Source organism: Lysinibacillus sp. FN11, from assembly GCF_024628845.1.
In the GTDB taxonomy this organism is placed as follows: domain Bacteria; phylum Bacillota; class Bacilli; order Bacillales_A; family Planococcaceae; genus Lysinibacillus; species Lysinibacillus capsici.
Genome location: NZ_CP102383.1, coordinates 673,194 through 685,871 on the forward strand (window position 1 = coordinate 673,194; position 12,678 = coordinate 685,871).

10 protein-coding genes and 1 pseudogene are annotated in these 12,678 nt (G+C 36.2%); 7 read left to right on the forward strand and 4 right to left on the reverse strand.

Annotated elements, in window-relative coordinates:
- The first annotated feature begins 39 nt into the window (after positions 1-39).
- On the forward strand, positions 40-2,121 hold the full coding sequence (locus tag NP781_RS03125) for a DUF2339 domain-containing protein (protein ID WP_257521350.1): 2,082 nt from the start codon (positions 40-42) through the stop codon (positions 2,119-2,121).
- Between the two features lie 71 nt (positions 2,122-2,192).
- Here NP781_RS03125 and NP781_RS03130 read toward each other — a convergent pair whose 3' ends face one another.
- The 4 genes and pseudogenes from NP781_RS03130 to NP781_RS03145 form a co-directional block, all read right to left on the reverse strand.
- Positions 2,193-3,482: a hypothetical protein gene (locus NP781_RS03130; RefSeq protein ID WP_257521351.1), complete on the reverse strand. Its 1,290-nt coding sequence runs from the start codon at positions 3,480-3,482 to the stop codon at positions 2,193-2,195.
- Positions 3,482-3,916, reverse strand: a complete 435-nt coding sequence (locus NP781_RS03135) for a prepilin-type N-terminal cleavage/methylation domain-containing protein (RefSeq protein ID WP_257521352.1) — start codon at positions 3,914-3,916, stop codon at positions 3,482-3,484. Before NP781_RS03135 ends, NP781_RS03130 begins: the two co-directional genes overlap by 1 nt.
- A gap of 179 nt (positions 3,917-4,095) precedes the next feature.
- A pseudogene (locus tag NP781_RS03140) lies at positions 4,096-5,267 on the reverse strand (IS256 family transposase).
- 96 nt (positions 5,268-5,363) lie between these two features.
- Positions 5,364-5,726 carry a type II secretion system protein gene (locus NP781_RS03145; protein ID WP_257521353.1) on the reverse strand — a complete coding sequence of 121 codons (363 nt, stop codon included), beginning with the start codon at positions 5,724-5,726 and terminating at the stop codon, positions 5,364-5,366.
- 552 nt (positions 5,727-6,278) lie between these two features.
- Between NP781_RS03145 and NP781_RS03150 the strand changes: the two genes are divergently transcribed.
- The 6 genes from NP781_RS03150 (at position 6,279) to NP781_RS03175 (ending at position 12,666) form a co-directional block, all read left to right on the forward strand.
- On the forward strand, positions 6,279-7,610 hold the full coding sequence (locus NP781_RS03150; RefSeq protein ID WP_257521354.1) for a G5 domain-containing protein: 1,332 nt from the start codon (positions 6,279-6,281) through the stop codon (positions 7,608-7,610).
- A gap of 17 nt (positions 7,611-7,627) precedes the next feature.
- Complete coding sequence (locus NP781_RS03155) at positions 7,628-9,298, forward strand: GspE/PulE family protein (RefSeq protein ID WP_373880536.1); 1,671 nt, start codon at positions 7,628-7,630, stop codon at positions 9,296-9,298.
- Between the two features lie 11 nt (positions 9,299-9,309).
- A complete protein-coding gene (locus tag NP781_RS03160; RefSeq protein WP_257521355.1) occupies positions 9,310-10,356 on the forward strand; it encodes a type IV pilus twitching motility protein PilT in 1,047 nt (348 codons plus the stop codon).
- Complete coding sequence (locus tag NP781_RS03165) at positions 10,353-11,558, forward strand: type II secretion system F family protein (RefSeq protein ID WP_257521356.1); 1,206 nt, start codon at positions 10,353-10,355, stop codon at positions 11,556-11,558. Before NP781_RS03160 ends, NP781_RS03165 begins: the two co-directional genes overlap by 4 nt.
- A gap of 125 nt (positions 11,559-11,683) precedes the next feature.
- Entirely contained in the window at positions 11,684-12,160 is a 477-nt protein-coding gene (locus NP781_RS03170) for a prepilin-type N-terminal cleavage/methylation domain-containing protein (protein ID WP_054550585.1), read from the forward strand.
- Between the two features lie 56 nt (positions 12,161-12,216).
- A complete protein-coding gene (locus NP781_RS03175) occupies positions 12,217-12,666 on the forward strand; it encodes a prepilin-type N-terminal cleavage/methylation domain-containing protein (RefSeq protein WP_257521357.1) in 450 nt (149 codons plus the stop codon).
- Positions 12,667-12,678 lie beyond the last annotated feature (12 nt).

The window sequence follows — 12,678 nt, forward strand, 5'->3', positions numbered from 1 at the left end:
ATAATGTTAGAAAATTGATAAAGTGGGGAGGATGATTGAATGTCCCTTGAATTGGAGCGCAGAATTGCGAAGCTCGAGGAGGAAATGGCAGATTTACGTCAGGAGTTGTCAGTATTAAAAGGTTCGCAAAGCACTAAAAAAATTAATACTCTTGATGCCAGACAGTCGATGATCAAGCAATCAGAACCAATTAAACCAAAACCAGTACTGGAGTCGAAGCCTATCCCGACTAAAGTAGCGGAAAAAGAAGTGCAACCACAGCCATCGATGGAGGAACGTGTTATGTGGGCACTTCCAAAAGTATTCATGGTTATTTTAGTAATGGGTGTACTTTGGGGTCTAAAACTTGTCAGTGACTATGGCTATTTATCGGATGGCGTGAAAATCATCCTTGCCTATGTACTATCGGTGGGATTGGCGGTTATTGCCTATGTACTAGAGCGTAGGAAAGTAGGCTCAATAGCTATAACGATTTCTTTATATGGTGGGGCATTTATTGTCGGTATTTTAACAACCGCAGCGAGTGCCATATTATATGAAATCATTGGTCTTATCCCAGCACTAGGCATTACGCTGCTTTATATTGGTTATGGCATTGCCATTAGCTATTTGAAGAAAAATGAAGCACTAACTGTTTTTGTTGCCTTTACATCATTATTACTACCTTACTTACTAGAATATATGGATTTTAGTGCTGTCATTATCTTATTATTTGTGGTCGTATTGTTTGCTGCATTGCAATTAGTTATTTACCAGCACAAGCAAAAAATAGCCCTTTATATCGCCACATTCTTTTCAGTGCTAGCAGTGAGTGTTGTAGCATTTATGAATAGTGATCAGCAAGTAGTTTTTGCACTTGGCTTACTTGTGATTCTAGCAATCTTTTACGCAATATGGTGTTTACTGTATAACGCACAATCCAAATGGAAGCCACTTCACATCGGACTCCAATTTTCTTTAGGCTCATTTAGTTTATTACTGCTGAACCTGATCATTCGTTCTCTTGAAAATGGAGAAATGCTACTCCTCATTTTAATGGCTTTATTTGGCGCTGTAGCCTTTTATAGCTATCGTCAAAAATGGCAGGAGGTATTGGATAGTGCTGTGACACTCATGTTTATCGCCTTCTGTAATATGATACTTCTATTGAATATTCCGAATAAAGTGGATGATTTATTGTATCCTTTGATTGCATTTGCAGGCGTGATGATGAGCTTACGAATACGTGCAAGTATGATGAAGGTTGTTACTTCACTTTCCCTTGTGATGACATTTACACTAAACTATGTTTTCCATGAACCAAGTCCATTTTTCAGCATCGATCATTTAAGCTTATTTATGCCAATCATCTATTTCATCATTATTTATTTATATGCAAGACGTCCAAAAGAGACACTTTCACCTTTTGAAAAGGTCATGAAGGATTTGTATGTAATCGATATTTTAGCAGTGGTCACAGCTGGCTATTTCTTAGCCTATATTAGCAAGCTAGATGCCGTATACTTTACAGCCACAAATGGCATTCCATATATGGTGTGTATCGTATTAGCTGCCTTATTTACTGGTTCTTTATTTGTAGAGGAAACTTACAAAGGACGTGCTTTAACGCCAGTACTTGGCGCATTTTTCCTACTAGTCTCCTTGATGATTAGCACTAGAGTGACAATGTTGGAAAGCTTAAACAGTATCACTAGATTAATTTATATAGCAGTGATTGTAGCGGTTGTCGCTGATGTGCTTGTAAAAGGAATTATTTATCGATTGTACGAGGACCGTCTGGGGAAATATGTGGACGCCATTGTAAGTACGGGTATCGTGCTCACGATGATTTCGATATGGGGGCTGATCCATCAGTTCACGTTTAACAACGCCCTTGATTGGAAGCTAAGTATCGCCCTTACAACTATTACATTATTCTTAACAGCTAGTGTTTCACTATGGATTAGTTCCACACAACATTTAAAAACATTGCGCACAACAGGCTTTATTATTTTAGTTATCGCATTTATTAAGCTAATTTTCTTTGACTTATCTGCCCTTGATTTATTAATTAGAGCTGTTCTATTTATTACCATTGGTGGTATTGGGATGCTGTTGTCGGGTAGGTTGTTGAGGAAATAGAAAAGAGGTTATTTAGAGTGCTCATTCATCATAGCACTCTAAGTAACCTTTAATTATTACAAGTATAGCTCTTAATATGAGTATTCATATTCAGTAGTATAGTCAATTGAGCCAGGAGAAGGGGTAGGGATTGCTCCTCCAACACATGCGGCTTCGAATTCGTCATGGTTAGTTATGACTGAAGGATTATTTGATGATTTTGCATAAATATTACTCGTTTTCTTAAAATTATTATTAATATTACCTATTTTCAAATGTCCGTTTACGCAAATTTTTGCATTATTACCAAGTTGCGTATCTCCGATTACTGTATCGGAGTTAATAAAAATAATAGAATCTTGCATGTCATTTATGTGTTTTATTGTTGGATCGTAATAGGATCTTCCATCATTAATAAAAATAGTAGATTTATTTAATTTAATAACCCCCATTGAAGCGTTCCCGCCCACTTCAATAACGGAGTTGGATAAACCACTACCGTTAAAATTACCAACTGTAAGCGCACCATTAACATGTAATTTTAAATTATTCGTCGTATTTAAATTTCCAGTCATCATGCTTCCAAGTATATAAAGGGTCGAGTTTTCAAGTCTATCATTATTCATATTGCCAGCTTTAAAATCACCACTTACTCGAAAAGTTGTATTTGATAGTATTAAATTCTCATTCTGATGATAAGTAATACTTCCTTGTATTTGACAAGATTCATTTGATAAATTTTCTTTTTTTCCTGATGGACAGATTTTTAAATTCGTTCCAGGATCAGCAATTGTATTTCCTGTAGGAATAGCGCTACTATCAGTATCTTCATTAGTTTTTGGTACAATCATATTGGAAAAATCAACTGTAATGGTGCCTTTTATTTCCGCATGTTTGATTTCGTCATATCCTGTGCTTGTAAAAGCAATAATAATCCTATCACCCTGTCTTGCGAAAAAACTTCCTTCATTAGTAGGATTAATATTAAAAGAATTCTTATCATTTTGATGAATAGTGACAGTTTTGTTTAATGTGTTTGCAATGTTTTGTAATCTATTTTGCATAGTGGACATTGCTAAAGCAACATAGTAAGCATCCTGTTTTATAATATTTTTTTTTCTATCTTGGTCTCTTTGAGTAATTACATTTTGAATAATTTGAGTTTGATTTGAAATAATTTCATTGGTCATGGCGCTTTGAAAATAACCTACACCCATCTCTGCTATAGTTTGAGATTGGAATGTACTTTCCACAATGTTATGTTGCTTTGTTGTATTGGAGGAAATTGCTAGAAATGAGAAAAAAATCACGGTGAATAATATAGATATAATTAATACAAACGCCAATGCATAACCTTTATTATTATTTAGGACATTTCTCATTATTTTTTCTCCTCCTTTAATCGACTTAATAAAGAATTGATTTGAATTTTATTTTTAGGTCTACCTTTTTCTTCAATTGTTATATTTATATCTGCATCAGTTGTTTTGGGAGTTATAGTAAAATCATTTGCTTGGATACACATTTGGCTATTTTCAAATACTTCTGTTTTTGTTGTACTTTGGGTAGTATATTGAACCGATAGTTTACAATTACTAGAATCAATACTATATTCAATTGAACGTTTATGAATTGAGTTTAAACTAGCAATAATGATATTAGCTTCTTGTTGCATTTGATTTTTAGAGACAGCTTTCTTTGAAAATTCTGTGCCTTGAAAAAATATACTCCAGGCCAAAATGGATATTATAGACAAAATAATCACTGTTGCTAACACTTCTACTAAAGTAAGTCCTCTTTCGTTATTAGTTTTCATAATTTTCACCCTCAATAAAAGACATAACCATAAGTTTCTGCTACTAAAATATTGTTATTTTTATATATAAAAATACTAATCTGATTGGCTTCTGTGGGCTGTGAATCTAGATCTGGTGTTTTTGTTATTAGTCAAGTCCAGACTCCTGTGTAAAATGCTATACAATGTTTTTACCATTTCTACTTATCAAAATTGATGTATTTTCTTGAAGAATAAATCCATTCATCATGTAGGTCCATAAGAACGGCTCCAATTAAGCGATTGGCTGATGTTTGATTGGGGAAGATGCGAATAATCTTTTCTCTTCTGCGTACTTCTTGATTCAGTCGTTCAATTAGATTGGTACTCTTTAGTCGATTGTGGGAATTTCCTTGTACGGTATATTGAAAGGCGTCTTCGAATCCATCATCCAATGATGCGCAAGCTTTTGAATATTTTGGTTGATCGATATAATCATGAATCAATCGATTTTTAGCCTCACGCGCTAAGTTAATATCTGTGAACTTAAAAATTCCTTTAACAGCTTCTCTGAAAGATTTTGAATTTTTTTAGGAATGGTGGTAAAGATATTTCTTAGGAAGTGAACTTGGCATCTTTGCCAACTTACGTTGGTGAAGGATTTTCTAATGGCAGAGACTAATCCTTTGTGCGCATCAGAAATAACGAGTTCCGTACCTTGTAAACCGCGTTCTTTTAGGTATTCAAAAAATGTTGTCCAGGTCTCTTCGCTTTCGCCACTTTGAATCATGAAGCCGATAATTTCACGGTCGCCATCTTTGGTTATTCCAATCGCTATATGACAGCTTTTTGAGAGTACTCGATTTTCTTCTCGTACTTTTATATAGAGTACATCGGTCATTAAGTAAGGATAATTTTTTTCTGATAATAAACGATTCTGCCACTCGTTAACCATAGGTTCTAGCTGTTCTGTTAAGCTAGAAACGAAGGACTTAGAGACGGATTTACCACAAAGTTCTTCCACAATTTTTGATACTTTACGAGTTGAAACGCCTGATACATACATTTCCAACATTGAAGCCATGAGGGCTTTTTCGTTTCGTTGATAACGTTCAAACACTGTGGGTGAAAAATGGCCATCACGTGTTCTGGGTACTTTTAATTCTAGCGTGCCTACACGTGTCGTAAAGCTGCGCTCATAATAGCCATTTCGTTGACTTTGTCGGTTTTCTGTTCGTTCATATTCTTTTGCTTGAATATATTCTGTTCGTTGATTTTCCATTAGTTGATTAAATACCGTTGTTAAAATATTTTTAGAAACGTCATCCTTTACAGAATATTCAATAATGCTTTGAATCTCTTCGCTTTTCAGTGTAAAATGTACTTGGGTCATGTAAAAGTCCTCCTGGGTATGTTTTTGTCGTTAAAAACATTGTACCGTAAAAGGACTGTTATATGGCCTTTTTACTTTTACACAATTATACGGACTTTATCTTGTTATTTTAATCTCAGTATAATATTTTGATGACATTGATCTAGTGTTAGATGTTTTAATGATAATCGTATCATCACCATCATAAGTAAGCTTGTCACCAGATTCGATAAATGAAAACGTAGCATTTGGATTTGCCAACAAAGTTTTAATTTCACTCTTTAACGTTGATTGCCAATAAGCTAGCTCTTTTGATGCAAGGTTTACAGCGATTTGTTTATCTTCATTTTGGTTATTTTTTTTACCCATTTGGGGAAGTAAATTAATTACAGAAACCAGTATGATTGCCAGAAGGACGATAGACGCAACAACCTCTATTAATGAAATACCACGTTCGTTAAATATCTTTTTGGGGCTCATTTCTTCAACACCTTTCCATGATAAAAAAATTGAAGACTAACTAATGATAGTACTAAATTTATGTATTTAATTAAATTGAAATCTTGGTGAACTATTAAAATTGGTCTATTCTTCCATAATCACAATTTGATATTTTGGGTTCGAAGGATAAAACTTTAACTTGATATAAATAGTACGTTACAACTATGAATGGAAAAGATAAATAAGGGAAAATAAATCCTACAGCTTCATTTCACTTAATAAACAGCAAATGGCTTTAATTTTTTAATAATTTACATCCTAATATCATACAACGGGATTACATACTTAAAAAAATTTAGATAAAAATTACTATCTAGGATATTATAACAAATTAAAAAGTTGTTTCTATAGAATTATAAAACACTTTGTGATTCTATAGAACTACTTTTTGAATTATTTTTGAATTTTTGTATAAAAATCAAAAGTAAAATCGGAAGAAAGTTGCATTTTTAGTAGTGCCAGAATACCATAGTTGTAGTATCATTTGTATATAAATAGAAAAACCACTAAGTTAAATAAAGGATGATGTGGATGAAAACATACATAAAAATAATTAGCTTGTTTTTGGTAATTGTTCTAATCGTGGGATTTTTTGTTCCATCATTTGTGCTAAATGACACAGTTTTTGCTAAAGAAGGTCCTAAATCTTCAACCATTGGAGGTATTGAGATCAATGATGTGAAAACCGCAGATTTAGCAACAACGCTACAAAATGCAATTTCAGAATGGCAAGGTACCGAAATGGAAATTGTTAGTGAGGGTATAGTCAAAACCATTGACTCGAAACAAGTTGCTTTTGATCCATTAGCAGCTATTGCTCAGTACGAAATGCTGACAAAAAAGCCTTGGTATGCTTTTTGGCATAAAGAAAAAGTAGTTCATATTCCCATTCCTGTTACCGTCAATGAAGCAATTACGCAGCAAATAGATGAAGCAGGGGTTTGGGATACCGATAAAACACTCCAGAAACTAATCTTACAAGCCAGCTATTTGAAGGAGCATAAGGTCGAAGCCGTTATCAATGAAGGTTCCATGCAAACCGGGGAAAGGATTGCCTTTCAGATTGCCGAGCTATCAGCAAATAGTCAAGGAGTAGCGAAAATCATTCCGTTAATAAATGATGTAAATCTAGTTCCAAATCAATCAATCTCTTTGCTTACACTTTTAGGTGAACAGGCTGGGGTTGTCAATGATGCAGGTTTAGATTTTGTGGCATCAATGCTATATAGTGTAATTCTTCAAACGGATTACGAAATTTTAGAAAGACATTCTCAGGAAATAAATCCAAGCTATTTGCAGCAGGGCATTGAAGCAGATATCAATGCAGCATTAGTAAAAGACTTACAGTTTATTAATCGTTCCGAACAGCTTGGTAAAATGAAAGCATCTATGGAAGGTAATCAATTAAAGATAGAAGTTTTTGCAGCAGCGAAAGATAAGGACATTACAGTTCGCGTCAGCAAGGATAAAATCGTGAAGCCACGAATTATTTATCGCTATTCGGAGGATTTAAAAGCTGGACAAGAACGAGTGGAGCAAGAGGGTAAAGAGGGTTCAAGAGTGGAAGTGTATCGTTCCATTGTAGAGAACGGAGCAACAGAAGAACAATTCATTAGTAGAGATTATTATGCACCTCAAAATCGAATTGTTACGCGTTCATCGCAGGAGCCTGTTACGATCACAACACCTACTCAAAACGTAGGGGCAGGAACATCAGATCCTGATTTAGAAGTGGATTTAGATGGGAATGGCTTGCCTGATGTGAAACCTTCAACACCAGAGGAAACAAAGCAAGAAGATGGACCAGAAATTGTCTATGGCTACTATGACAAGGGTGGCAATTTTGTACAAACAAGTCCATAACGATTGGAGGTATGTTTATGGCAATGAAGCCAGGGCGTAAACGTTTAGGGGATTTACTGGTTGAATCAGGTGTTATCACAGCTGACCAGCTAGAGTACGCATTAACTACTAAGATGAAAAATGAGAAGCTTGGAGATTTCCTTATTAAAGAAAACTTCCTAACAGAGCAGCAGCTTATTGAGGTCTTAGAATTCCAGCTGGGTATTCCTCATATAAGCTTGAATCAGTTTTCAATTAGTCCCGAATTATTACAGCTAATTCCTGCGGAGCTTGCGAAGCGGACAAATATTATGCCGATTCGCAAAGAAAAAAATAAATTGTTTATTGCAATGGAAGACCCGATGGATTATTTTGCCATTGAGGAAGTTCGTATGACGACAGGCTGTCAAATCGAGACAAGTATTGCAGCAAAAGATGATTTATATCGGACGATAACAAAATACTATGATTTACAGGAATCAATGGATGCGGCCATGCTGGATTTGGCTGCGACTAGTACGGAAACACAAGAAGAAATTGAAAATGAGGATTCACCTATTGTTCGTTTAGTGAATCAAATTATTGCCAATGGTGTCGCACAGCGCGCAAGTGATATCCATTTTGATCCACAAGAAACAGAGCTTCGTGTCCGCTATCGAGTAGATGGAGTGCTTCGTACTGAACGATCCTTGCCCAAGCATATGCAAAATGTCGTATTGGCTCGTATTAAAATTATGGGGAATTTAAATATTACAGAAAATCGTATCCCACAGGATGGACGTATTAAAACCAATGTTAATTTTAGACCTGTCGATATCCGTTTAGCCACATTACCAACAGTCTATGGTGAAAAGGTTGTGATGCGTATTTTAGATTTAACCAATTCAGCCAATGATATTGATAAATTAGGCTTTAGTGCAAGTAATGAGGCACTTTTTAGGAAAATGATAGCCCATCCAAACGGTATGATGTTGATTACTGGTCCAACAGGCTCAGGGAAGTCCTCTACTTTATATGCGGCACTTTCTCATTTAAATGAAGAAGGCGTCAATATTATTACAGTTGAGGACCCAGTGGAATATCAATTAGATGGTATCAACCAGATACAAGTAAAAGAGGAAGTCGGCTTAACATTTGCGGTAGGTTTACGATCGATTTTACGACAGGATCCTGACATTGTGATGGTGGGGGAAATTCGTGACCTTGAAACAGCTCAAATTGCTATTCGTGCTTCACTAACAGGCCATCTAGTGTTAAGTACGCTGCACACTAATAGTGCCATAGAATCTATTTCAAGACTACATGATATGGGGATTGAGCCATTTCTACTATCCTCTTCCCTTGTAGGAATCATGGCACAACGTCTTGTACGTAAAGTTTGTCGTGATTGTGCTGAGCCATATGTATTCACTTCACGTGAACTTGAAATACTTGAGGAAAATGGAGTGGAGGGCGTAACGCACGGTAAAAAAGGTCGTGGATGTCCTGCCTGCAATCATACAGGCTACCGAGGACGTATGGCGATTCATGAAATCCTCCCTGTTGATCGTCAAATGAAGGATATGATTTTAAATCGTGTTGGTGATAGCGTTCTACGTGATTATATGAATGAGAAAGGTTTCCATACCTTATTAGTAGATGGATTACTAAAGGTTGTAGCTGGCAAAACAACAACATCAGAAATATTACGTGTTGCAAGTGCAGACTAGGGGTGAAAGAAATGACAGCATATTCAATCGTTGAATTATTAACACGTGCATTTGAAGAGAAAGCATCGGATCTACATCTAACAAAAGATATTCCACCAGTGTATCGTATTCATGGGCAGCTGGAGCATTATGGCACAGTCCCACTTGAAACAGAGGATTTGAAGGAAATGGTAAAGGTCATTCTCCCTGTACATAAACAACAGGAATTTGAGGACAAAGGAGAAACGGACTTTAACTTTTCATTGCCTGGGAAATGTCGATTCCGTGTCAATGCTTACCATCAGCGAAATGAAGTAACGATTGCGGCTCGTTTAATTGAGGCTAAAATTCCTTCTATTGAAGCGCTCAATATGCCACAAGTGTTATATAAGCTTGCGGAAAAACCACAAGGCTTAATTTTAGTGACTGGCCCAACAGGCTCAGGAAAATCAACTACCTTGGCAGCAATGATTGATCATATTAATGAAACGAGATCAAAACATATTATTACATTAGAGGATCCAATCGAATACTTGCATTCACATAAGAAATCTGTCATCAATCAGCGTGAGATTGGTGTCGATACGATGAGCTTTGCAAATGGTTTACGTGCATCACTACGTCAGGACCCAGATATTATTTTAGTCGGGGAGATGCGAGATTACGAAACCATTTCAACGGCTATTACAGCTGCTGAAACAGGACATTTAGTCATGGCTACACTTCATACAAGTAGTGCACCAACAACGATCGACCGTATTATAGACGTATTTCCACCACATCAGCAAAGTCAAATTCGTGTGCAGCTTGCGAATGTACTGCAAGGTATTGTTTCTCAGCGTTTATTTGTACGTAAGGATGTAAAAGGGCGTATTGCGGCGACAGAAATTTTAGTACAGGCACCTGCCATCTCGAATTTAATTCGTAATGAAAAAATCCATCAAATTCCAAGTGTGATGCAGACAAGTAAAGCATTAGGTATGCACACATTGGAATATTCGATGCAACACTTAATTACGACAGGTAAGATTTCACTTGAGGATGCACGACCATATATGAACGCTGGTGATTATAGTTGACGATATTTCGTTATAGTGGTCGTACCAAAACAGGAGCACCTAAAAAGGGCATTATCGAGGCACCAAATAAAAAGGTAGCCATGGAAAAGCTTCGAGCACAAGGAATTAATGCACGAGAACTTCAAGAATCAAATAGCATTTTACATAAAGATATTGCTTTTGGGACAAAAGTAAAGCACCAGGAATTTGTTATTTATTGTCGGCAATATGCGACATTAATTCGTGCTGGCGTTCCTGTCGTTGAAGCAACCCATATTTTGGGTGAGCAAACGCGGAGTAAACCACTGAAACGAGCATTGATGCAGGTTGAAGAGGATATTCGAAATGGGATGGCATTTTCAGATGCAGCAGGTAAACATCCAAAAGTGTTTCCATTGCTATTTGTCAATATGATGCGTGCTGGTGAGGCTACAGGAAACGTCGATGATACATTAGATCGTCTTGCAAGCACACTAGAGAAGCAATATAACATCAAGAAAAAAATTCAATCTGCCATGACCTATCCAGCGATTTTATCACTTTTAACACTGGTGGTTGGTATGTTTTTAATGGTGTTCATTGTGCCAACCTTTATGGATGCATTTAAAGAAATGAATTTGGAAATGCCGTTAATAACGGTCATTGTAGTAGGTATTAGTGATTGGCTCATTCAATTTTGGTACCTTTTGATTTTGGGACTATTGGTGTTAGTAGTGGGTTTACACTATTTCTATAAAAATAATAAAGAGTTTCATTATGCCGTCAATGTATTTTTACTGCGTATGCCAATCTTTGGACAGCTGTTGCAAAAGGATATTATCGCGAGAATGACAAGAACCTTGTCAACACTCTTTAGCAGCTCCGTGCCAATTCTACAAGCCTTAACAATTGTAGAAAAGGTTGGTGGTAATCCAGTAATGGGTAAAGTAGTACTGGAAGCCCGCGATAATTTAGAAAAGGGTGGCACATTATCAGAGCCACTTGAAAAAAGCTGGCTATTTCCACCGCTTGTTACACAAATGACATCAATTGGTGAGAAAACAGGGTCCTTGGATTACATGCTTGAAAAGATTGCTGATTTTTATGAAGAAGAAGTAAACCGTGCCGTCGATACCATTAAGTCACTTATCGAGCCTTTAATGATTGTGGTATTGGCCCTAGTTGTAGGAGTAATTGTAGCGGCTATATTCTTACCAATGTTCCAACTATATGAAAATATGTAATATTTACAATGTTTATATGGATGCCCGTTTGTTCCGCTTAATGGAAAATATCTACTTAGATTTGCTAACAAAAGGAAGCGGCAAGTAGGTATCTTCATGGTTAAGTATTAAAGGAGAGACTGGACATGGAAATTAGGGTAAAGAACGAAAAGGGCTTGACATTAGTCGAGTTATTGGCAGTCATTGTTATTCTAGCTATCGTTGCTGCCATTGCAATTCCAGCAATAAGTAATGTCATTGATAATTCACGTTATAAGGCATTAAAGGCAGATGCCATCAATGTTATTCATGCCGCACAGTTTTATTTTATGGAGCATCCAACCGCTGATCAATGGCAAATCGTCGAAGTGGAAAAATTAGTATCCGACGGGTATCTAGACAGTGCCGGTAAAATATTAGAGGCAGATAAAGAAGGTCAGAGTGCCAATGTCCAATTTATCGAAGGCACCTACTACTTCAATGCGCATGCGATTTATTACAGCAATGGAAAATATATAAATTTTGATAATGCCACATTACAGCATATTGCAGACGATATTCGCAAGGGAAGCAAAGGAACAGGTGGCAAATGTATTGGGCGAGATTGTGCAGCTTCGCCATAATGTTCAGAAGCGCGTGTACACACACTTCATATAAAACTATTAAGGAGGATTTCATTATGTTAAAAAAATGGAAAAATAAAAAACTATTGAAAAATGAGAAAGGTTTAACATTAGTTGAACTATTAGCTGTAATTGTTATCCTAGCAATTATCGCAGCAATCGCTGTACCTGCAATTGGTAATATTATTAATAAGTCGAAGGACCGTGCAATTTTAGCGGAGGCATCAAATATTCTAGCAGGGGCTAAAATTGCTTATATTGATGGGGCATGTACTGATGGTAAATGTAATGCAAAGGCATTAGAACCATTTGTAGATGGAATTGATTTAAAAGATACTTCAGTTACTTTTGAAAAGGACACATGGTCAATTAAGTATCCTAAATTTGATAGTATGAAAACTGCTCTCAAATTAGGAAAAACTGAAGTAACTGAAAAAGAATTAAATGAAGCATTAACAAGCGCAGGAGAAAAACCTGCGTCTACTTCAGAAACTCCAAAGCAATAATCAGTCCTCCCA

What these genes read in the sequence shown, in the direction of transcription:
- NP781_RS03145 (WP_257521353.1), bottom strand. Translation starts at nt 5,726, where the DNA reads ATGAGCCCCAAAAAGATATTTAACGAACGTGGTATTTCATTAATAGAG.
- NP781_RS03170 (WP_054550585.1), top strand. Translation starts at nt 11,684, where the DNA reads ATGGAAATTAGGGTAAAGAACGAAAAGGGCTTGACATTAGTCGAGTTA.
- NP781_RS03155 (WP_373880536.1), top strand. Translation starts at nt 7,628, where the DNA reads ATGGCAATGAAGCCAGGGCGTAAACGTTTAGGGGATTTACTGGTTGAA.
- NP781_RS03125 (WP_257521350.1), top strand. Translation starts at nt 40, where the DNA reads ATGTCCCTTGAATTGGAGCGCAGAATTGCGAAGCTCGAGGAGGAAATG.
- NP781_RS03160 (WP_257521355.1), top strand. Translation starts at nt 9,310, where the DNA reads ATGACAGCATATTCAATCGTTGAATTATTAACACGTGCATTTGAAGAG.
- NP781_RS03175 (WP_257521357.1), top strand. Translation starts at nt 12,217, where the DNA reads ATGTTAAAAAAATGGAAAAATAAAAAACTATTGAAAAATGAGAAAGGT.
- NP781_RS03130 (WP_257521351.1), bottom strand. Translation starts at nt 3,482, where the DNA reads ATGAGAAATGTCCTAAATAATAATAAAGGTTATGCATTGGCGTTTGTA.
- NP781_RS03135 (WP_257521352.1), bottom strand. Translation starts at nt 3,916, where the DNA reads ATGAAAACTAATAACGAAAGAGGACTTACTTTAGTAGAAGTGTTAGCA.
- NP781_RS03150 (WP_257521354.1), top strand. Translation starts at nt 6,279, where the DNA reads ATGAAAACATACATAAAAATAATTAGCTTGTTTTTGGTAATTGTTCTA.